A 21,096-nucleotide genomic window follows, 5' to 3' on the forward strand; every position below is an offset into this window, starting at 1 on the left:
CTATGCAAGTAGTCGTAACCGTTCCCGTGCCGCTTTTGCTGGCGGTGCTGGCACTTCTCTTCGTAGGCATCCTTTGGCTTGCGGGCCAGGTGGTGCAGGCCGTGCGTGTAAACCGAGCCCTGCAGGCGGCCATCCGCCAGTATTACCCTTACCGCGGCTATCTGCGCCCCAAGTCCCAAACCCATGTTCAGTCCTGAGGCCTGGCTCTGCCTCGGCGTCCTGACCGCCCTGGCCACCCGCATAGTCCGACGCCAGATCCGGGAAGGCCGCGTGGTTCCAGCCATGTTCGACTTCATGACCATTGAGATGATGCTGATGGCGCTGGCCGTGTTGTGCTGGCCCGCATTGGTCGGGCCCGCCGGCCCCCCGCCACTGGCCTGGGCAATGGCAGGCTGGAGCATGGAGGTGGTACGGCTGTTGTTGCTGGCCTGGGTGGACGACCATTAACGACGACGCCCCCAAAGCGCACCAGGTGCACCTTGGGGGCGAGCATACGCTAGCAGCTGCTGGGGCTACCAGAGGCGGTAGCGCCGGCGGAGCCGAACACCGGCTAGCCACAGCCGGATGAAGGCTGCTAGCATGCTAAACAAGGCGTGTAAAACCTTGCACAGGAGGGCAAACGCGCCGAGTTCAGCGGCGTGTTGCAGGACCCAAGCCAGCAAGTGCAGCAGGGCAACGAGGAGCGAGTGAGCGGCAACCCCTAGGGCTGCGAGGCTCATGGAAAATATACTAACCATGCCCTATGTAGTACCGCACCTCTGCTCTGTCACGGGCAAAACGCCCCTTATTCGGGTTTTTACCCCGAAATATTTGTAAGTGATTGACCGTCAAGGGGTGTTTTTTTGCGTCTCGCCGGCGTAAAGAGCGTTATCCACCTTTTCACCCGCCGCCGGGGCTCAGCGGCCACCGGCTTCAGCCGCCGCACGCAGGCTGCCAACCGCGAACCCCGGCTCCAACCCGGTGGGCCGGGCGTTGTCGAGGCGCTTGCCCACGACCACGCGGAAGGGCTCGAAGAACAGCGGCAGGTAGGGCGCCTGGTCGTAGAGCAGGGCCTGCAGCTGACGCAACTGCCGGGCCTGGCTGGTCGAGTCGCCGGTGGCCACGATGCTTTCCATCAGCTGATCGGCGCGGCGGTTGCTGAAGCGGGTGCGGTTGGCACCGTGTTCCCCCACAAAATCGGAATGCAGCAGCGGGCGCAGGTCGTAGAAGAAGGGGTTGCCGTAGAGCGTGCGCAGCGCCAGCTCGAATTCACCGTTGCGGCGCTGCTCCGAGAGCAGTCCCCCCTCGGTGGGCGCCAAGGCTACTTCTAGCCCGATCTGCCGCGCTGCTTGCTGAAAGAGCAGGGCAATCGTTTCGTAGGTCCGCTCGCCGGCGCCGTACGCGACGCGCAGCGAGACGGGCTGGGCCTGGCCGGGCAGGTGCCAGCCGTCGGCGCGGCGCTGCCACCCGGCCTGTTGCAGCAGCTCAGCGGCGCGGGCCGGGGCGTAGGAGCGCAGGGGCAGGCTATCATTGTAGGCCCAGCGTTCCAGCGGGTTGATGATGCCGGTGGTGCGGCGGCCGCGGCCGAAGGTGACGGCGCGCACCAACTGGTCGACGTCGATCAGGTGGCCCATGGCCTGCCGTACCAGGGCGTTGCGCAGCTTCGGGTGCTGGGTGTTGGTTTCCATGACGACCACCCGGAACGACGGCGGCGAATAGAACCGGAACCGGGTGCTGTCGGCCGACTGCTGCAGGCGCGCAAAGTCCGGCCCCGATATCATCGGGTAGACGTCCAGCTCGCCGCGGCGCAGGGCCAGGATGGCTGTCGCCGCGTTGGGCACGATGTGGAACTCGATGCGGGAGGGGTTGGCCTCAAACACCGGATGCGACTGCTGGCTGCCCCACCAGTGGGCCTTGCGGGCAAGCGTGAGCTGCTGCCCGTTGTTCCAGCTCACCAACTCGTAGGGGCCGCTGCCGCGCAGCTGCTGCGGGTCACGCCAGCGCGAGGCCTCGTTGAATGCTTTCTGGAAGGCCAGCACCGCCGGCAGCTGCTCCAGGTTCGGAACGGGTCGAGTAAAACTGCGCACCGGCACGGCCCGCAGCACGCCCGTAGGATCAAGCAGGTATTCCGGCAGCACGGAAAACTCGCCGCTGTTAATCGCGTGGGTCGCCGCGTGGCCACGGCAGACCAGGGTAAAGGCGCGCGGGTCCTTCGCGTCGAGGCGTATGTCCTGGATAAAGTCGATGATGGCGCGCTGGCCCTCGTTGGGTATGCCCGGGGCGAAATGTGCCTTCAGCGTAAAGGCCACGTCGCTGGCCAGCACGGGTTTTCCGTTGTCCCAGGTAGCGGCGGGGTTGAGGCGGTACTGCAGGTACGTGAGCGAATCATCGCGGGTCTCACGCGGCATGGCTTCGGCCAGGCACGGCACACGGCTGCGCGAGGCGGCGTCGATGGCCAGCAGGCCCTGGTACAGCAGGTTAATCGACTGGACGGCGTACGAATTGGGCAACGTGACCGGGCAGAGGCTTTCCGGGTCTTTGGGCCACACGACGCGCACCGTGCCGGTGCTTTGTTGGGGCTTGGACCCGGGGCAGCCGGTCAGCGTGGCCACGAGCAGGGCGCAGACAAAGGCGCGAACTTGATTGGAGAAGATCATCAGCAATGCGGCAAAGGCGGCAAAGGTAGGCAGTACGGCCGCGCCATCGGGTGCGCGAACTGCCTCTTACCTTTGCCGGTGAGCTGGCACCAGGCCGGCAGGAATGCGGTTGTAACGAGCAGATAGGCCCGGGCAATACACACCGCCGGCACCCGTTCAGGGGCTGGCCGCCGCCCTACTTACCAGATGACCGAAGAATCGCTATGCAGGAATTAATCAACCTAGCCAAGATTGTCACGAACCGACGGCTGACCACATTGCCCCTGCTCGAATTTGGCGCCAAGGGCGATAATGCCACGCGGGAAACCGAGTTTCTGCAGATGTTGGTGACGGAAACCAACCTGACCAAAAGCCAGTTGGCCCGGCGGCTGTACGGGGAAAACTCGGAGACGACCCAGGCGGCGCTGCGCAAGCTCAAACAGCGCCTGCAGGACAAGCTCATGAGCCACTTGTTCTTCCTGGACAACACCGATTCCCGCCACCCGGTACACCGGCGCTACGAGCAGCAATGCCTCGATCTGCACCACCAGGCTACGGTGCTTTGGCGGGAGGGAGGCCAAGGGCTGGTGCCGCAGGTGCTGCGCAAGCTGGTACGGCTCGCCGAGGAGGGCGAATTCACGTCGATGGCACTATCGGGCTGGCAGATGATGCGCAGCTACTCCGTGGAAATCAACGATACGACCCTGTTTCGGCAGTGTCAAACCGAACTGGAACGGTTGGTGTCCCTTCGGGCGGCCGAGGAAGAAGCGGAAGACTTGTTTTGGTCCACCAAATCCGCGTTAGGCGGGGTCATCACCGTGCGCACGGAGGTGCTGAACACCAAACTGCCGCAGGTAGTGGCCCGGCTTACCGAACTCTGGGACCAGACCAGGTCCTACACGGTCTACAACGCGCTGCTGAAGATGCGCCTGTTTTCAGCGGAAATGGCGGGTGATTTCGAAAAAGTAGCGGGAATCACCGGCGAGGCCGAAGCCTTGTTTGCGCAGGGCCAGCTGAATCCCAAACGCTTTGACAGCCGGTTTACCAAGTTCTATCACACGTATGCTCTGCTGCGCACCGGGCGGCTGCGGGAAGGGTTGGCCGTATGCGAGCCTTACCTGGCCGCGTTTCACATATCGAGCACCAACTGGTTTTCCTATCTCGAAAACTACTTGCTGCTGGCCATGCACGCCGGCGAGTACGACAAGGCGGCCGACGTGCTGCGGCGCCAGCAGCAAAATCCAAACGTCGGCAAGCTGGTCGTATCGGCCGCGCAGCGCTGGGACCTGTACCGGGCTTACCTGTTCCTGGTCCGGCCCAAAGAAGCCGGCTTGCGGCCGCTGCACTTCGCTCAGCTGGTGCAGCGCGTACCCGACCACGCCAAAAACAAACAGGGCTACAACGTGGCCATCCTGATCCTGCAGTTCTTTCACTTTCTGCGCGAGAACAACGAGGAAGCCCTGCAGGGCCGCCTGGAGTCGCTGCGAAAATATGAGGGCATGCACCTGCGCACGGAAAATGCCACGCGCAGCCGCCTGATGTTCCGACTGCTGCAGTTGGTCGTAAAACTCAATTTCGATCCGCAGGCCTGCGCGAAGAAGGGCGCCGGTCTGATCGAGAAGCTGCGCGCTTCGCCGGCGCCCGGGGAAGCGTATGCCGAGGTGGAAATCATTCCCTACGAGGCGTTGTGGACGTTGACCTTGCAGGTGTTGGAGCAGCGCCGCCAGGAAGTGCGCTAACAGCGCTCGGTGGAAAAAAGAAAGCGGGGAGCCCCTGATCAGGAGCTCCCCGCCGCCGTATGGCCCACCGCGAAGGTTAATGGGTAATCTGAATGTTGCGGGTTTCGGTCTGCCCGCCGCGGCGCATGCGGACGTGGTAGAGGCCCGCCGGCAGCGTCGAGGTGTCGATGCGCACTTTGCCCGTGCGCGTGCTGCCCAGTTTCTGCACGAGGCCGCGGTCGTTGAACAGCTCCACCTGGTAGGCGTGCGGGTTCTGGTCATCGGGTAGCTGCAGCGTAGCGGCCGTGACGGCGGCAGGCTCCGTTTCGTCCAGGGAGCTAACCTCTACGTAGCCGTCGCTGGGCACCGGCGCTACGCGGAAGCTGTAGGGGTTGCAGCGGCCGGAGTTATCCGGCGTGACCAGGAAGCGGGCGATGGGCAGGTTGACGCCCGAGCAGGAGCTAGGGGCCGTTACGGTGACTTCGATGGTAGCGGTAACTACCCCAAACGAGTAATACGGCGTCGAGGTCGTTGCCCGGAACGCAACCGGGTAAGTGCCCGGGGTGCCCCCCACGTAGCCGCGGGTCGAGGAGCGGGTCCAATAGTACGGGCCCGTGGTTTGACCGGTGGCCTTCACCGTAACCGAGCTGTTGGGGCAGAGGCGGACCTGACCCGGTTGAAACTCGTACTCAATCGTCAGCGGCGAGCCAGCCGAGGCGTTGATCGTGTAGGTGGCGGCCGGGCTGGGGGCCGCGCCGGTGCGGGTGGCCACGACGCTGACGGTGATGGTGCCGGCCGTGCCGTTGTTGCGTACTTCCTGCGTCAGGCCGGTGCCGCTGGCCGTCGCGGTGCCGGTCGAGGCAAACACGCCCGGGCCGGTGAGCGTCCAAGTGTACGACGTGGCGCCGGTACGCGAGCCGCAGTCGTTGAGCGTAATTGTCGACGCGGCGTTCAAGCAGATGGCGCTGTTGTTGCTGCCCTGGAACGTGGGCGTTTGCGTCTGGTTGAACAGCTCGCGCACCAGCCAGGCCTGCGCCGGCGCGTCCAGGGTGACGTGCTTGGCGTTGCCCGTGTAGGCGTAGTACGCATCAAACGGCGTCTCGTCGTTGCAGATGAGCTGGCGCTGAGCCAGGTTCGTGTACGCGTCGGGCAGCGTGGTCACGCCGTTGTAGCCGCTGGTAATGGTGCGGTACTGGTAAGCCAGCGCGCTGACCGTGGGAATAAAGCAATGGTTGGGGCGCACGGTGGTGAAGCGGTACACGTAGCCGGACATTTGCGGGCCGTTCAATGTGCCGGAGACAATTTGCTGCTGCGCGTCGTAGATGCCGCCCGGAGCCACGTCGTAGCTGTTGAACGGCGTGTTAGCCGTAAACTGCCGGCGCTTGTGAATATCCCTAACCAGCGAGACAAGGACCGTGGCTTCGCCGTTGAACACCGGGCCGCGGGTGCCCGCGTTCGGGGAGAAGTACATATTGGCCGCAATCTGCGTTCCCGAGGTGGTCGAGCGGTAGAAGAATTTGCGGCGCTGGGCGCTGGCGGTACGGGCCACGTCGAGCTCGATGCCGGTGCTGCCGGCAACGCCGGCCTGGGCATTGGCCTGCCCGGAGTTGCTGCCGTTGGCCAGGGCCACGCGGCGCACTTGCTGGGGCCAGCCCAGCGAGCCGGGTAGCCCGTTGCTTTGCAGGGCGCGCATGAAGGGAATGTGGTAGCGCTGGCCGCTCAGGTCCAGCTGGTGTTGCACCAGCATCTGCTGCGCCGCAATCGAATTCAAGCGGGCCAGGTTCTTTTCGGCCGACTCGGATACGCCCTTGAAGTAGTCGATGAACACCTGGTCGCCCAACGGGATGACGGCCCCTTGGTGCGGCGCGTCGAAGGACAGGTACAGGTCCACGTTGTGCTTCCAGTAGGGCTGCTGGTACGTAGCAAGGTTATTGGCGTCAGCGTAGTTTTTCTCCATCAAGGCCAGGGCATAGCGCGTGATCAGGCCGCCCATGGACGGAGCGATGATGGTTACTTTCTGCGTGGGGTCCGCCATGTGGGACTGCAGCTCGGTGAGCAGCTGCACGACCACCAGCGCGTTGCGCTCGATGTAGTCGGCCCCGCCGTCGACCAGCTCATTGGTTACGCCGCTGGGGCGACTCGCAAAGCGGTACGTCATCGGGAAGTTGAGCAATACCAAGTCCCGTTCCCGGCCCGATACCTGCAGGGCCGGCGCCAGCTGCGCGAAGTCGGCTTGGATCTGGTCGATGTCGCGCTTGTCCGAAGGGTCGAAGCCGTCCATCACGAGGATGGGGTTGCGCAGTTTGCGGTCCGACTGGCCGAGCGGGTGGTAGATGATGCTCTTTACCTGCCCCTCGCCGTAGGTCAACATGCCATCGTAGTCGCGCCACTGCCGGCTTTTGACGGTGGTGGGCCAGGGCACTTCGACCACATTGATGCGATTGGCCACCGCCGCCGCGCCCTTCACGAACACGGTGGCGTGCGCCTGCGTCGTGGAGCCGTCGCTGAAGTAGATGGTAAAGCCAATGCTCTGCCAGCCGGTGCCGGGGAAGATCAAGCTCGTTTTGGCGCCTGGGGAAATGTACACCTGGTTCCAGCCCACCTGCATAAAGGCGTAGCTTACGCTGCGGCCGGTGTTCTGGAGCTGAAAGCCGGTGGGCATCGTTACCGTCACGGTCTGGTAGACGGAATCAGCCAGCGGCGCGGCCACCGTGACGCGGTTGGTGAGGTAGGGCGACCCGGAATAGCCATCGTAGTACAGCCCGTCCACGTCGCGGATGGTGCCGCGGTCCTCAGCCAGCGTATCGAGGGTGCCAAACTGGTAGTCCAACACCCCAATGGGCAGGACACCACCGGAGCGCTTCGCGGCCGTGGCTTCGGCGTCGGCGACCTGGCGCAGCGCCGAGCGCTGATACGGCAGGGCCCCGAACTGGTAAGCCGACTGGTAGAGCTCGAAATAGCTCTGAAAGAAGTGGGAGGCCGAGGACGTCGAGTACTGGGTGAAGGTTTCCAAGCCAGCAGTGCCCAACACCCGGTCGTAGAGAATGCCGCCCGGAACGCGGGATTTGTCCAGCGGCGAAATCAGGCTGTCCACGAGCTGCGTGTAGTCGCTGCGCGTTTCGATGGGGATGTAAGGTTGGGGGTCAACGGGTTGCGGGGCAATGGCCGCCGTTCGGATTTGCGCATGCGCAGCCGCCCCGCCCAGAAGTAGGGCGAGTGCAGTAAAAATTCGTTTCATGAAAGAGGGAGGGTAGCGTTTAGAACTTCATGTCGAAACGGCCATCGGTGACCGTGACAGTGCCGGTGCCGCCGGTCTCGCGGGCCTGGAACTCGAAGGTTCCGGCCACAATCCGGGCGACCGTATCAAGACGCGTGATGGTCAGGTGCCCCGTGGCATCGGGGCCGGTAATGAATTCGCGGCCGGGGAAGGGCTTGGCGTACTTGAACGTGGCGTACGGAGCCGTCAGCGACGGGAAGGTGGGCTGGGCAACCTGGTTCAGGTCGATGCGGCCCGTGCTTCTCACGTCGGCCACCTGGAAGCGAAAGCTCGTCTCGTTGAGCGGCGCACTTTCCGAGGCCGGTACCCGGCTGAAGTACAGCCGCAGCGTGCGCCGGCTGCCTTCGCGTTGGTACGTGGCCGATAACGGGGCTCCTACAAACAGGCTGGTTTCGGGAACCCACACCTGGCCGTCTACTTTTGCGCCGGCGGTATTGGCGCCGCTCTGCGTCGCTTCCGGCAACCGGAGTTCGGGGTAAACTTCTTTCTTCTTGCAGGCGCCCAGGGCCAAAAGCGACAGAAGAGCAGTGCTGGAGAACGAGCGGATCAGGGACATGGCGGGGGGGAAGTGGAGGTGAGGAAATCCGGAGCTGGTAACAGCATGGCAGAAAGGGTTAGAGGATGAATCAATGTCTAAAAGTAGTAACTTTAGTATAACTATGGTTTAATTATTGGCAATGTTTTACAGGCGGGCTTACGCCTGGCAACGTCGGTTTGTGGCTACCTTTCGAGAGGCCGGCGTAACGCCTGCTTCAGGAAGCTAATATGTACGTTATCCGCCTAGGGGAGCCTTACCCGTTCAACAACATTACGACCGGCGACGAGCAGGCCCGCGCCCGGCTGACGGAGAATTTTTTCGACGTGGTGTATTACCTCAACCCCGGCCCGGAGGAGGTGCAGCAGTGGCGCCGCGGCCCGATCCTGTACGGGGTGCTCGAAGCCGCCCCGGGCGTGCCCTTCGTGCTGGTGCAATTTCCGGCCATCCACCGGGTGTTCGACGTGCCCCTGCAGCTGCGCGGGTCCGCCACCGGCTTCGGCGAGGCCTGGGCGCAGCTGGCCACCAACGCTTCCCTTTCGTTCTACCTCATCAACGCATCGACCAACCTGGTCGAGGGCCTGCGCATCGTGCCGGTGGAGGCCGCATTCGTGCGCCAGGTGCGTGCCATCGGGGCGCGGCAGCTGGCTGCCTACCCGGATCAGGCCAGCGTACTGCGCGCGGTGGAGGTGGCTGAGCAGATCCCGCTGCGCGCCATGATGGGGCACGTAACCTGGTACACGGCCGAGTAAAGATTAGCGCCGGCGTGTTGTGATTTATACAACACAGAACCCCGGCAATTCGTATCTTTCATCGGCTATATGAAAATCGAAACCGGACTGAGTACCGAGCAGATCGACCAGCTGCAGGCTGGCCCCGACACGGACGAGCTGATCGGCCGGCACCTGCTGCAGCGCAAGACCTTCCGGCCCCGTACAGCGCCGCTGGTACCCGGCTATTTGTCCAGCGGGCGTAACCCGAGGTGGCAGCCCTTGCCGCGCTACTCGGTAGATCCGGTGGCCATGCTGGAGCTGCTGGAGCTGCTTCGCAGCAAAGGCGTTGACGTGCGCATCGACAGCACGGTCCGCTTGGTTGGGCTGACCTTCCGCGACCGAGGCCGCGGCGGCGTCGACGGCGTAGCCGCCGAGTGGTCCGGGGAGCTGGCCGACTTGCCGCTCAGCCTGAGCAAAGCCGCCCTGAAACTGCCGCAGCTATGAGCTACAGTGCCCCTCTGGTACACCAGTATTACGCCCGGGTGCTCCGGCCCGATGGCACGGTGCAGGAATGCCTGTTTCTGGCCCACCCCAACGAGGAGCCGGAGGGCGCCGCCTGCGAGTTCAGCACCAACTGGGCAGCCCAGGCGCTGCCCCCGTGCGCGCCCGAGTGGCCGGTTCTTTCCGTGACCGATTGCAGCCGGCAGGTCTCGTACATTCCCGCGCAGTACTTCCTGGCGGACGGGCGGCTGATGACCTACTTTTTCCGCCACGACTACCAGGTGCCCGGGCGGTACGACAACCCGCGCTACTTCTTGGCCACGTTGGTGCACCGCGAGCAGCCGGGCCGTACCCGGCGCGACGTCGTGGTCATCACGCGCAGCGACTGCAGCCCGCAGCTGGTAGCCGAGGAGTTCCGCCGGCAGTGGAAGAAAGGCGAATGGAAGTACCAGCGGCAGCCGCTGCAGGAGCTCACCAGGGAGAGCTACCACTTGCTGCGCCACCAGCTGCTACAGGACGCCCCACGCTACTTAGCCGGTAGCTAAGACCCGTAAAACCAAGTAAACAGGTATGCTAACACTCATAGCTAGTATTTCGACAGCGCTCGTAGCGGGGATGATAATTGTCTACCACTGCCTGCCACGTTCCCTTGCAACGCGGTACCGGGTGCCCTTTCGTAGCAGCCTCATTTTGCTGTTTATGGCAGCTTCGGTGTGCATGTTGCCTCAGTGGCTGTTTCTAGCTTTTCCAAATGCCCTGGGAGAAGACTTCTTCGTTGTGCCGTTGTTTTTGATCTTTTTTCTTGGTCTTTCGGCGTTTAGTGCCCTCTTGTTAACTCATGTAGTAGCTGATGGCGATGATGAGCTAAGTCTTCTCGTCTCATTTTGCGGCTTTCTACGCAGCATAGGCCACCGCTTTACTCGCAACTCCCGATGCCGGCAGGCATAACCCTTATGAGCAAAACCATTACCCTACTGGTACCCTTCGAAGTAACCACGCAGGGGCTAACCGACGCAGTACTGCAGAAGGCTTGGAAAGGCCAGCCAGTAATCAACGACCCCGACATGCTGGCCGTTGCCGACCACGAGCGGCGGCTTGTGGATGCTTTGCTGGCCTCGCCGGCGCTCCTGGAGGAGTTTCTACGGGCGCACCTGGCAGAATACTTCTCCGGCCTGCATCATACGGATGCGTACAAGCTAACCGGTGTGTCGCGCGAGTCCCAGGACGTGCTGCAGGAAGTGATTCAGCAGCTACCCGAACAATCGCGCATATTCTTCGAGGAAGCGCACGAGGGGGGTATTTTCTACGATAACACCATGTTGGTGTACGATTCGTTTCCGCTGGTACCTCAACCGGTGGCACTCGAGCACGGGCAAGCAGCGCCGCAGGGACCGACTTCGCCGGCGGTAGGCTAGTGTACTCTTTCTCCCCTACTGCCCATGAGTCCTACCGCGCCCTACGCCGCCGCACTGGCGCAGCTCCCGCGCTTCGATTGGTGCACCGACTACGGATTGCGCCGCGCCCTCAACGAAGCCTGCGGCCAGCACCTGGGCGACTACTACCAGGGTTCGAAGTCGCACTTGCCCCTGATGGAGCTGATACGCTACCAGGACGCACGCCCTAAGCGCACGACACTGGCTTATTACGGCTTGCCGGCAGATACTGAAGCGTTTTTGAGTTGGGTGTTCAACTGGGTAGCCTACTGCGAGCCGTTGGGCCCGGAACAGGACCAGCAGCTGCTGTTTCCCTACCCGCAGCTCTACCTGATCTGGCAGCTGCAGCGCTGGCCGTACCAACGCGTAAACGTGTATGCAGACCGCATCGTCGCCGGCGACGTAGCCTGGCCGTTGACCGGCATGGCGGCCTAAGCTCAGCGGCCTACGTAGTAGTAACTGCTTTACCCTCACGGGAATCTGGTTTCACTTCTACATTTTTGCTCCATGGCACCTACCCTTTCCAAACAACAAGCTGTACTCGGGCTATTCTGCCTCATCGTAGCCGCTGTGTTCCTGATGCAGTCGCCGCCGGCGTGGATGCAACACCTGGTCATTGCCGTGGCCCTGGTAGGCAGTTACCGCCTGGCTTACGGCTGGCTGCGCTACCTCTGGTACGCCGGCCTGGGCGTTTGCTTCGTGGGCCTGGCCATTGCCGCCGTGCAGCTGCTGACCGGCGAAGTGCCGGGGTAGGTCCACGGTATCCCTTGCAACGGAAGCCTCGCTGAGCCCAGCGGGGCTTTTTTGTTGCCGGTGGCTGACGACGAAGTGTGCTCAACTACTTCGGCATTTTTTAGACGATTGGGCAGTAGGGGGGAAAAATCAGGGGGGCGTAAATAGGGGTTATTGTGTTGTAAAAAATACAACATAAGGATGGGCGATTTCGTTAAATAACTAAAAGACAGTCAGTCGTTTAGTTATGGAAATCCTCGGCTCCACCACCACCCCGCTGCTCTCCCGGACGAACCGCACGGAGAAAAACCAAGGCATGAACTGGATCAGCCAGCACAAGCGCCTTGCCATCTACCTGCGCGACGGGTTGGCTTGCTGCTACTGCGGCAAAGGGTTGGAGCAAGGGGTAAAGCTGACCCTCGACCACCTGATTCCTTACAGCAAGGGCGGGGCTATTTCCTCAGCGTCCAATCTGATTACCTGCTGCCTTTCCTGCAACAGCGCCCGCGGCAACCGCCCCCGCGCTCATTTCGTGGCCTCGCTCAGCGCCCTGACCGGCCTCGATGCCGACGAGGTGCTGCGCGGCATTGCCAACGCCCGCCGCCGCAAGCTCGACCTGACCACGGCCAAAGCCATGATTGCCCGCCGCAAATCCTGCCTGAAAGCCTTGCTGGAACTCATTTACGGCGAGGACGCCAGCACCGCCCAGGCCGCCTAATCCCATCCTTCCCCCCTACTGCCACCGCCGCCATGCCGACCAAATACCTCACCGCCGCCGAAACCGCCGCCCTTGTACGCAAGGCCCTGAAAGCTCAATTTCCCGCCGTCAAGTTTTCGGTGCGCACCCGCGAGTATGCGGGCGGCGCATCGCTTGACGTGGCCTGGACGGACGGACCGCACGAGAAGGCGGTGCAGCAAGTCACCAGCCAGTTTCGCGGGGCTGACTTCGACAGCAGCCAGGACCTGATGACGTACCGCGAAGGGCCGGCCAGCGTCACGGCGGGCGGGGAGTTGGAGCGGGTAAGCTACGGGGCCGACTTCATCCACACCCGGCGCGAGTACTCGGCCTGCTACGGCCGTTGGTGCAGCGGGCTGGACTTGTACCAAGCCCCGGCCCTCAGCGAGCAGCTACGCGGCATGTTTGCCCTGCTAACGGCCGGCGGCAGCCCCACTGATGGGGTTTCGTTTGGCGAGCAGCACGGCAACGGCATTTTGACCGGCCGCAGCTACGACGCAGCCCACAGCTTCGAGCAGTGGGCGCCTAAGCTGCGCGCCCAGGGCTACACCGTCGAGGTGGAGGCCGAGCCCACCAGCAGCGGCCCGCTGCACACGCTGGCCATCTACCGGCCGGCCCGAGCAGCGGCCTAGGCCGGGCCGGGGGATTCCCAGGGGCGGGGCATCGAGCCCCGCCCCTGGGAGGCAGGCCCACTCCTTTTCCAAGTCACCTTAACCTGATGAGTATATGCGAGCCGTTCTTTATCTGCCGGGCCAGGCGCCCTGCTCACTCGACCCCGAAGGCTTCAGCCTGAAGTTTAACAGCGACACTACCCCCATCGTGGCGCAGGCGCTGGGGTGCCGCACGGCACAGGTAGAATTCCTGGACACCGATCAGCGGACGTTTTCGGCCTGGTGCGTCGCGGACGAAGGCGGACAGCCCAGCGTCGAGCCGGCGGTGGAAGCTATGCAAGTGCTGCGCCGCATCAGCCCCATGCCGGAGTGCTACCGCACGCTGGCCGAGTTGGGAGCCGAAGTAGACGAAGACGAGGACGACGAGCGCCCGCCCTTGTGCGGACCGGTGCTGATTGTGTTTGCGTCCCGGTTTGCCTGCGCGAACTGCGGCGAGCAGTGGGAGAAGCACCCGGCTACGGTTGTGGCCTGCCCTGATTGCAAAGAGAAAGCCGGCGCGGTGTGCCGGCGGCCCAGTGGCCACGAGGTGCCCGGAGGCGACGTGCACGTAAGCCGGGAGCAGGCGGCCGTCGACGCGGGCTTGTTGCCGCGCTGCCCGGTTGTGGTCCACGACACGCCGGCCGTGCCGCTGCGGCCGGCCGCAGCGGCCACCCCGCCCCGCTACACCCAGGGGGATTTGTTTAGGGCGGCGGCGTAACCTTCTCCCGCTACCTGCGGGCCGGCGCTCCGGTGCCGGCCCGCAACCACGGCCAACAGAAACACAAAGCCCCGCCAGCGGCGGGGCTTTGTTTGTCCAATGCAGTAGGTGGCGGTTAGAGCAAGCCCAGCGCAGCTTCGCTGAGCAGGTAGTCGTCGCTGCGCAGCCGGTCGCGGCTGAGCAACTCGGAGGCAGCACCGCGGTCCCAGCCGGCGTCGCGGTTAAAGGCCGTGCCTCGCCCGAGCGGGTTACGGTCGTGTTTCGTTCGCTCGGGCACTTTGAGTTTATCCGTCCAGGAGACGTAGTACATGCCGCCGATCAGGCTGCCGCGGTCGGCAGCTTGCTGCACGGTGTTGCGGGCTGCCTTGATATACTCCCCGCAAGCGGTGGAGCCGCCTTCAAACTTCTTTACCAGGTTTTTTGCGGCATCAAACAGGAAAACGGGGCGTGGTTTAACTGGCATAGAAAAGTGCTGTTTGTGTGATCTAAAGCTAATGCAAAGTTGCTCTAAACTTTTTTTATAAATCATACTAAGCTTTAGCAAAATAAATATTCAGGCCCTTAATATTGGTCACGAAATCGCCAAAAACGCCAAAAAATTGAACGAGATAATCGGCCTTTGGGCGGTGCAATGAGGGTTTTCCCAGATTGGTCTAGCTTATTGTGTCGTCACAATACCGTCACAGGAACCGGGGTTCTTTCCTTTCGATGCAGGTCGAACCCGTGAACCTTTGTAACGCACAGTCACACCCTTTTACGTCCATTTTTGCCTTTTATGCTCACACCGCCAAGCAGTTGCACCGCCTGAGTTAAGCCAGCGGCCATCCTTTTCAAGTACCATTTGCCCCGGCAAAGTGCCCGTCACAGGACGCGAGAAGGACCCGATTCGCCGTTGCTCATCGGCGCGCCTTCGTCGCGCTGACCGTCCCAGACCACCTCACTTGACCAGCACCACTCATTACGCTAAGTATTGTAAAAAATACAACATAGGTACCCCGCTAACGTATACTTATCTATGAAAACTACCGCTCTCACCCCCGTCCTTTTTGCGCCTTTGACCACCATGCAACGCATCACTGAACTCACCCCGACCCACGACAACTACGCCCAGGACCTGGCCGACCGCGTGTACGCGCGGATGGCCCACGAACTGGGGCTGAACCCGTCCATGGTCGCTACCATGCTCGACCAGGCTCGCACCGAACTGGCCGCAGCGCTGGCCCTGGGCTCGCCCGAACACATCGAGCAGGGCCAGGATCTACTTACCCGCCTGGCCGGCGTGCAGGAGCTGCCGCAGCAGCTTCAGCTGCTGGCGCAGGCCTACGAGCTGGCCCGCACCTGCTACGCGCAGGCGGCCATCGTCCGCCCCGCCTACGTCCCCTACCAAGCTGAGCAGGCCCGTCTCCTGGCGCATGCTCAGACTGCCCAGCGAGTCGCTATGCTCCTGGTCGCCTAGTAAGTCTTCGAAGCCCCACCGTTTACTGCCATCCGATGACTGCCTTCAAGAGCACTATGTGGAATACAGATTCCGAGCATTCTATCTGCCCGATGGTGGGCCGCGCTACCGCGCCGCCTGCGCTTGAATCCTAAGAATCTGTACCCATGCCGAATTACACCAACCTCATCGACTGCATCCAAATCCGCGTTGGCCAAGCCTACCCGTTCGAAAACGTCCTGCCGGGCGAAGAGCGGGGCGCCATCGACGCGTATATGTTCGACCTGTTTCACATCGCTTATTACGCCCGCAAAGCCGGGCCGCTGGTAATCGACGCATTCCGCAATGCCCCCATCTACTACGGGTTCTGCGAGCCGATACCAGGTGCACCCTTCTTCGTGTTCGATATTGGTGGTGACAACCAATGGGCCGTCGACTTCGGCCTCGACTACAACCACCTGCTCGAAGCGGTGGGCAAGGACGGGGTGAAGACGTGGCACGCGCAGGTCGAGCTGCTGCAGCAGCGCCCGAGCGAAACGTTCCTGTTGCCGCTGACACTTGTGTGCGCCGACACCAACCAGGTGCTGGCCGTCCGCCACATCCAGGCGCCGGTGGCGCTGGCACTGGAAGCTCGCTACTTGCTGGAGCGGCAGGAACGCCTGGCCGGCCCGCTGGCCACCCAGCTGCTGCAGGCGTTGCAACTGAAGTACGAGGCGGAGGATCTGCTCAACGAAGCTGGCGCCCTGCACTGCCAGCCGGCCCCGCCGCGGGGCGGCAGCAACAGCGGCCGTTCAGTAGTGATGGCTTAGCAAACCGTCGAATCAGTCCCTCTGAGGGCTTACTTGCCCGTTTTTTCTTGCCTGGCTGGTGTAGGTGGTATCTTGGCTACGTCAAGTTCCATCTACGCCCTTCCCTGCATCCATGCCCCTTACCCGGAATACCGTGACTAACGAGCTGCCAAAAGACGCCTTGGACCAAGCGACCTCATTGGAAGAGCTCCTCACTGTCAGCGGGCTGTCGCACCGGCAGATTGGTATCAAGACCAAGACCCCGGACATGCGCACGCTCAAGAAACGCATCGATAACCCGCGTTTGCTTCCGGTTGGCCACCTGGAGAAGTTGGCCGAGATGTTAAAGCTCGACCCAGCGGCCTTGTTTGCTTTTGTGCTGAAGCTTGAGGACCCCGACAAAGGAAGCGACGACTCTGCTGCTGAGCCGGCTACCGGTCGGTAAAACGCACCCCTTTAAAGACAAAACCCATCATGTTGGCGCATGACGGGTTTTTTAGTAGTTCACCCCCGCTGGACACGGGGATAGGCATTGGACATGACCAAGGTACGACCAGTATACCTGGATTCCAACTTTTGTAGGTTTCCTCACATTCTGAAACAATATGGTCCATACGAGAGCATCGCGCTGGATCTGCTGGTGTTCATCGCCGACAAGACCCACCGGCCCACGTACAAGACCAACCCGATCAACCTGCAGGTGCACCAGCGCGTGTATTTCCACGCCCAGGACTTCTGCAAGGAATTCAACCACGCCCGGCAAATTGCCACGACCAAGCTCACCGACAAGGACCGCGAGCAACTGAAGGATTATTCCCCGACCACGAAGGCGGAAATTGTGAGTCAGCTCGACTACGTGCTGTTCATGATGATGAGCCGGAACGCGACCTTTGACCGCACGAAGCGCTACCAGGTCGCCGGGCCCGACGGCAAGGTGATGGTGGAGTGGGAATCAATTCAGGTGTTTGGCCGGCTGATCACCAACCGCAACGAGGAGCACCGCAAGGATACCGAGGCCATCCGTTACAGCATGGACGTGCTGGCCGGCTTCATCGGCAACAATCACCACCGCGGCCAGCGGTTCTTTCTGGAGGACTACCTGCGCCTCGTGACCGAAGGCGGCAAAGCCGACACGGAGCGCAAACCCACCAAGAGCGGCCAGCCGCGGCAGGTGGGCCGGCCGCGCGCCTGGGTGGCCGGGCGCCGGCTGTTCCTGCGCCTGATCTGGAAGTGGGGCATGTGGCAGGAAGAAAACCGCAAGCTACTCGACACGCTGGAGGACGATTTCGAGGAATTGTGCGAGGTGGCCAACCTGATGGGCGGCACGGACCGCCTGCGGGCTACTCGCCTGCGCGACTACCTCGACCGCGTCTGTCGGCTGGGCGACCTGCCGTTCACGGCCGAGGTGCGGAAGGTGCGCCCGAACTTTGCGGCCCGCCAGGCCACCGGCAAGTTGCCCCCGCCCTACCTGGTGGTGCTGACCAAGCGTAAGACGCTGCAGCTGCCCGGGCAGCAACAGCAGCTGGCCCTCTAACCATCATCTTCGCTATGTACAACTTTCGGTGCCTGACAACGAAAGACTGGGTAAAGGACTACGGCTTTGGCAAAGCCCTCGAAGCGGACCCCGGTACCAGGACCTTTGCCGGACAGGTACTGGGCCCCGGCCGCAAGGACGTGGTGGCCTACTGGCAAGCCGAGAAGAGCGACTACCCGCTCTGGCAGCTGCTGCTGCACATGGGCGCGCACACCGTCCCCCAGACCGTCGCCTACTTCGACCTGCCGGCCGATACCGTGCCCTTCCTGAGCTGGGTCTACAACCACGTTGCCCACGAGCAGCGGGAGCAGGTGCAAGGGATGGCGCAGGGCTTCTTCGGGGCCGGGTTCGACCAGATGAACTTCTACCCCTACCCGCAGCTCTACCAGGTGTGGCAGCGCGAAAGCGACGCGCAACGGAGCGCCCGCGCCGGCAATGTGAAGGTGTACCTCGACCGGCTCACCGAGCCGGACGGCCAGGAGCTGCTGCGCTTCGCCGCCCCCACCCTCTTCGAGTAGCCAGCCTCAGGGGCCCGTAACTCTTACCAAGAACCAGAGTTCAGAGCAGCTTAAAAAGGCGGCATAAACTGCTGGAATACAGCCAAATACACCAGGTATAAAAGGCATAAAAAAGTCTATTTTGCTATCTGCGGAATAGGCTTTTTATGCTTTTTTATACTGCCTTGTTTCTGCCTCTTGTACCGCCAATACGGGTGTAGCTAGCAGCTACTGCAGCAGCTTTTGCGGCTTCAGCAACTGACAATTACCTGAAACATGGATGACAATTAGCTGAAACAAGCTGGCAATTGTCTGCTACAAACTGACAATTAGCTGAAACAGCTGACAATTACCCGATACCGGAATTGACAATTCTTCGCTACGGAACTGACATTTAGTTGAAACAGACTCCTTATAGGTAAGAGAGAAAGAAAAAGAGAATGCTATCTGGGGCACCCACCGAAGCGGTAGTAAAATTGCTTTTAGGGACCGTGCCGGCGGGCAGGGCGACCCGTAACCGGGCCTTGCGCAGGGCAGACGGGCGCCAGGAGCGCCGTTCGGCAGATCCGCAGCCCGGAACACCACCGAAAAGACGAGTTGCACCAGGGGCCCGAAAACACGCCGCCCGGAGACGCCCGGCGAACCGGCCGACGGAGAGCTGCGCGCACTGGGGGGCCGCGCCGGCGCGGCCCCATTCCCCTACCCTGCGGGCCGTGGCCACGGCCGCGCGCAGCCCCAGCGCTGCACGGTCAAGTGGCCGAGCATAGAGGCAAAGTGCAAAAACAGTAGCTTATCCTTTATTTAGCTAATGATAATCAATAGCTTAAGTAAAACTTTTTTAAAGTTTATGCAGTTTACTTCGTTATGTATAGTAAAAAACCCATGATTCGTTAGCTTGCGACCCATGGAAAAGCACCGGCGCCCGGTGCTGAAATTGAAATACACAAGGTAGTGCCGGCGTTAGCGCCGGTAATAGTTGCTGCACTAAGAGAATGGAAAGCCCCCCGGTTCTGCCGGGGGGCTTTTTTCGTTTGGCGGCTCAGCCCTGGGCGGAGTGTCCCTGCACCAGGGCTTCGAGTTCCTGCAGCTGCTCGTGGTGCTCCGGCGCCAGGTGAATCAATAAGCTCGCGTTGCCGGCCGGCGCGAAGGCATCGACTACCAGGTAGCCCGGCGCCTCGGGGTCGCGGGTGCAGCGGTAGCTGACGCGGTACACCCCGTGCGCGCTCAGGAACTCCTGCAGGATGCGGCGCTTTACGGCCGTCGTTTCGTCCCGGCGCAGCAGGTACGTCCATTTGGGGTTCGGGCTGGCGTAGTCGGCCAGGTGGCGCTGCTGGGCCGGCGGGTTGTCGCGGCCGCGCAGCACGACCTGGTACAGCTCCCCTACTTCCTTCACGTTGGCGTGCATCGTGGAGTCGGAGTTGGTTAGCGGCAGCAGCAGCCGGGCGCGGCGGCCGTCGTGCGTGGCCACGTCGACGCGGGCCCGGGTGATGTTGGGCTGCTGGGTGATGCTGGTCTCGAAGCTCAGCGCCCGGTGCGCCCAGGCCTCGTAGCGGCCGAGGAAGTCGTGCACGAGCTGGAGCAGCGCCGGCGAGCCGTGGTGCACCGGTGCGGTGGCCGGTATGTCGTACACGATGAGGCCGACGCCGGTAGCCGGCTGCCGGTACTGGTCCAGATCGAGGCGGGCGGTGCTCATACGCCGGTAAACACGTCGGCCCAGGAAACAGCAACCCCTGGCCAGGTCTGCACGGGAACGGCGCTGGGCCCCGCGTATTCGCCCTGCAGCTGGTACTGCCCTGCGCGCAGCACGTACGCGATGATGCACCGCAGCTCCGGCGTCACCAGCCAGTACTCGGCAACGCCGTACCGCTGGTAGAGGTCGAACTTCGTTTTGAGGTCGTGGGCGGTACTGCCGGCTGCCAATACCTCGATAACCCAGTCCGGCGCACCGATGCACCCGTGGCCGTCTACCTGGGCCGGGTCGCGGGCTAGGCACAGGTCCGGCCGCACCACCGTATCGGCAGCCGCGTCAGTACCTGGTGCTGCGGTCAGCCACACAAGCCCGCCGGTGAGCAGTGGGCTGTGCGCGCGGGCGGCGCCCGGTTGCAACAAGGCCTGTAGGTTGTCGACGACTACCTGATGAACCGGCCCTGGCGCCATGCGCCGGTGCCAGGGCCGGCCTTCGATGAGTTCGATAAAGTCCCCATCGAATGCCCACTCGCGGAAATCAGAGTAGGAATAGGTTGCGGTCGGGCTGCTCATGCGACCAGGCCTAGGGTTTTCAGCAACAGGCCACCTGGGTTCTTTGTGGCCTTGATTTTCTCCGTTCGCAGATCGTAGACGAAGGCGTTAACCTTGGCCACCAGGTCCGGGTTGCTCAGGATCTGCTGCACCAGGTCGGGGCGGATGATGCGCAGCTCTTCCAGGTTGCGTTTGCAGGCGGCGGCTTTGCTGTCATCGATGGGGTGCTCGAAGGCCAGCAGCAGCTGCTGTTCCTTCTTGCGCTTGATGGTGAACCGCAGGTGCGTGTAGGTGCGCCCGGTCTTGATCAACTCGTAGCCGACCTGCAGGTCGGTGTTGGCGTTGATCTGCTCGGTGGCCACGTCGAGCACCCGGGCCTTGAAGGAACTGAGGCGGTAGAACTTGTCGCTTCCTTCCTTGTCGATGACGTTGAGCATGCGCTTTAGCCGCTCGATGCTCATTTTCGGGGTAACGCCCTTATCCTTCCACTGCGAGGTAATCTGGTAGACGCGCTTGGCGTACTTGCTCGACAGGTTCAGCGCCGCGTAGAGTTGGAAGCTGGTGAAGTTATCCTTCAGCTCGTAGAGGAACGGGCGGATCTTCTGCGTCAGCTCGAAGATGATGTTGCCCGTTCCCTTGACGTAGGTAACGCCTTCAAACATCCAGATCTGCCGGTAGGCCTCGTTATCCTCAACCTCGAACATGCGCGAGCCCATGTCTTCCGTGGCCTTGCGAAGGTATTTGTAGTTGTACTGCTTGCCGGTGAGCTGGGACAGCTCCCGGATGCTCAGCTCGTACTTGCCCGTGTTGTCTTCCGGCCGCAGCTTCGAGAGCAGGAAAAACAGCAGGTCCATCTGAATTTCCGAGTACTCGTAGCGCGCCGTGGTGATGGCGTTGTGCTGCCGGACTTCGAGTTGGTGCGGCTCGCGGACTTCCAGTTGTGACGACTCCATGAGCCAATGATACGCACGAAAAA

Annotated in this window: 24 protein-coding genes; 17 read left to right on the plus strand and 7 right to left on the minus strand. The window is 62.2% G+C overall.

Going from position 1 to position 21,096, the window contains the following annotated elements:
- Positions 1-2: 2 nt before the first annotated feature.
- Positions 3-197 (plus strand): hypothetical protein, encoded by a 195-nt coding sequence (locus FDY95_RS22965; protein WP_138081512.1) that lies wholly within the window; start codon positions 3-5, stop codon positions 195-197.
- Positions 184-447, plus strand: coding sequence for a hypothetical protein (locus FDY95_RS22970; RefSeq protein WP_138081514.1), 264 nt, complete (start codon positions 184-186; stop codon positions 445-447). The genes FDY95_RS22965 and FDY95_RS22970 overlap by 14 nt, the downstream gene beginning before the upstream one ends.
- A gap of 449 nt (positions 448-896) precedes the next feature.
- Here FDY95_RS22970 and FDY95_RS22975 read toward each other — a convergent pair whose 3' ends face one another.
- Complete coding sequence (locus tag FDY95_RS22975; protein ID WP_138081517.1) at positions 897-2,636, minus strand: ABC transporter substrate-binding protein; 1,740 nt, start codon at positions 2,634-2,636, stop codon at positions 897-899.
- 257 nt (positions 2,637-2,893) lie between these two features.
- On the opposite strand from FDY95_RS22975, the gene FDY95_RS22980 reads away from it, so the two are divergent.
- Positions 2,894-4,354, plus strand: a complete 1,461-nt coding sequence (locus FDY95_RS22980) for a hypothetical protein (RefSeq protein ID WP_138081520.1) — start codon at positions 2,894-2,896, stop codon at positions 4,352-4,354.
- Positions 4,355-4,430: 76 nt separating this feature from the next.
- Here the strand turns inward: FDY95_RS22980 and FDY95_RS22985 are convergent, their stop codons facing one another.
- Entirely contained in the window at positions 4,431-7,571 is a 3,141-nt protein-coding gene (locus FDY95_RS22985; RefSeq protein WP_138081523.1) for a PGAP1-like alpha/beta domain-containing protein, read from the minus strand.
- A gap of 19 nt (positions 7,572-7,590) precedes the next feature.
- Positions 7,591-8,166, minus strand: a complete 576-nt coding sequence (locus FDY95_RS22990) for a hypothetical protein (RefSeq protein ID WP_138081526.1) — start codon at positions 8,164-8,166, stop codon at positions 7,591-7,593.
- A 209-nt stretch (positions 8,167-8,375) separates the two neighbouring features.
- On the opposite strand from FDY95_RS22990, the gene FDY95_RS22995 reads away from it, so the two are divergent.
- From FDY95_RS22995 to FDY95_RS23035, 9 genes are all read left to right on the plus strand, one after another.
- Complete coding sequence (locus FDY95_RS22995; RefSeq protein WP_138081529.1) at positions 8,376-8,897, plus strand: hypothetical protein; 522 nt, start codon at positions 8,376-8,378, stop codon at positions 8,895-8,897.
- 69 nt (positions 8,898-8,966) lie between these two features.
- Entirely contained in the window at positions 8,967-9,362 is a 396-nt protein-coding gene (locus FDY95_RS23000; protein ID WP_138081532.1) for a hypothetical protein, read from the plus strand.
- Entirely contained in the window at positions 9,359-9,904 is a 546-nt protein-coding gene (locus tag FDY95_RS23005) for a hypothetical protein (protein ID WP_138081534.1), read from the plus strand. The genes FDY95_RS23000 and FDY95_RS23005 overlap by 4 nt, the downstream gene beginning before the upstream one ends.
- Before the next feature lie 408 nt (positions 9,905-10,312).
- Positions 10,313-10,774, plus strand: a complete 462-nt coding sequence (locus tag FDY95_RS23010; RefSeq protein WP_138081536.1) for a hypothetical protein — start codon at positions 10,313-10,315, stop codon at positions 10,772-10,774.
- A gap of 24 nt (positions 10,775-10,798) precedes the next feature.
- Positions 10,799-11,227, plus strand: coding sequence for a hypothetical protein (locus FDY95_RS23015; RefSeq protein ID WP_138081538.1), 429 nt, complete (start codon positions 10,799-10,801; stop codon positions 11,225-11,227).
- A 72-nt stretch (positions 11,228-11,299) separates the two neighbouring features.
- Positions 11,300-11,545, plus strand: coding sequence for a hypothetical protein (locus tag FDY95_RS23020; RefSeq protein ID WP_138081540.1), 246 nt, complete (start codon positions 11,300-11,302; stop codon positions 11,543-11,545).
- 226 nt (positions 11,546-11,771) lie between these two features.
- Positions 11,772-12,242, plus strand: a complete 471-nt coding sequence (locus tag FDY95_RS23025) for an HNH endonuclease (RefSeq protein ID WP_138081542.1) — start codon at positions 11,772-11,774, stop codon at positions 12,240-12,242.
- 32 nt (positions 12,243-12,274) lie between these two features.
- The gene (locus FDY95_RS23030; protein ID WP_138081543.1) at positions 12,275-12,892 is read left to right on the plus strand and encodes an LPD29 domain-containing protein; all 618 of its coding nucleotides are present in this window, start codon (positions 12,275-12,277) and stop codon (positions 12,890-12,892) included.
- A 94-nt stretch (positions 12,893-12,986) separates the two neighbouring features.
- Positions 12,987-13,628 (plus strand): hypothetical protein, encoded by a 642-nt coding sequence (locus FDY95_RS23035; RefSeq protein WP_138081545.1) that lies wholly within the window; start codon positions 12,987-12,989, stop codon positions 13,626-13,628.
- A gap of 115 nt (positions 13,629-13,743) precedes the next feature.
- Here the strand turns inward: FDY95_RS23035 and FDY95_RS23040 are convergent, their stop codons facing one another.
- Entirely contained in the window at positions 13,744-14,157 is a 414-nt protein-coding gene (locus FDY95_RS23040; protein ID WP_138081547.1) for a hypothetical protein, read from the minus strand.
- A gap of 534 nt (positions 14,158-14,691) precedes the next feature.
- Between FDY95_RS23040 and FDY95_RS23045 the strand changes: the two genes are divergently transcribed.
- The 5 genes from FDY95_RS23045 (at position 14,692) to FDY95_RS23065 (ending at position 17,903) form a co-directional block, all read left to right on the plus strand.
- Positions 14,692-15,084: a hypothetical protein gene (locus tag FDY95_RS23045; protein ID WP_138081549.1), complete on the plus strand. Its 393-nt coding sequence runs from the start codon at positions 14,692-14,694 to the stop codon at positions 15,082-15,084.
- A gap of 146 nt (positions 15,085-15,230) precedes the next feature.
- A complete protein-coding gene (locus FDY95_RS23050) occupies positions 15,231-15,872 on the plus strand; it encodes a hypothetical protein (RefSeq protein ID WP_138081551.1) in 642 nt (213 codons plus the stop codon).
- Between the two features lie 133 nt (positions 15,873-16,005).
- A complete protein-coding gene (locus FDY95_RS23055; RefSeq protein WP_138081553.1) occupies positions 16,006-16,296 on the plus strand; it encodes a hypothetical protein in 291 nt (96 codons plus the stop codon).
- A 195-nt stretch (positions 16,297-16,491) separates the two neighbouring features.
- The gene (locus FDY95_RS23060) at positions 16,492-17,385 is read left to right on the plus strand and encodes a hypothetical protein (RefSeq protein ID WP_138081555.1); all 894 of its coding nucleotides are present in this window, start codon (positions 16,492-16,494) and stop codon (positions 17,383-17,385) included.
- Positions 17,386-17,399: 14 nt separating this feature from the next.
- Positions 17,400-17,903, plus strand: a complete 504-nt coding sequence (locus FDY95_RS23065) for a hypothetical protein (RefSeq protein WP_138081557.1) — start codon at positions 17,400-17,402, stop codon at positions 17,901-17,903.
- 1,018 nt (positions 17,904-18,921) lie between these two features.
- On the opposite strand, the gene FDY95_RS23070 is transcribed toward FDY95_RS23065, so the two are convergent.
- The 3 genes from FDY95_RS23070 to FDY95_RS23080 are packed head-to-tail and all read right to left on the minus strand — an operon-like array spanning position 18,922 to position 21,073.
- A complete protein-coding gene (locus FDY95_RS23070) occupies positions 18,922-19,575 on the minus strand; it encodes a hypothetical protein (RefSeq protein ID WP_138081559.1) in 654 nt (217 codons plus the stop codon).
- Positions 19,572-20,141, minus strand: coding sequence for a Uma2 family endonuclease (locus FDY95_RS23075; RefSeq protein WP_138081561.1), 570 nt, complete (start codon positions 20,139-20,141; stop codon positions 19,572-19,574). Before FDY95_RS23075 ends, FDY95_RS23070 begins: the two co-directional genes overlap by 4 nt.
- Positions 20,138-21,073 carry a replication initiation protein gene (locus FDY95_RS23080; RefSeq protein ID WP_138081563.1) on the minus strand — a complete coding sequence of 312 codons (936 nt, stop codon included), beginning with the start codon at positions 21,071-21,073 and terminating at the stop codon, positions 20,138-20,140. The genes FDY95_RS23075 and FDY95_RS23080 overlap by 4 nt, the downstream gene beginning before the upstream one ends.
- Positions 21,074-21,096 lie beyond the last annotated feature (23 nt).

This window comes from Hymenobacter jeollabukensis, from assembly GCF_005771675.1.
GTDB lineage: Bacteria > Bacteroidota > Bacteroidia > Cytophagales > Hymenobacteraceae > Solirubrum > Solirubrum jeollabukense.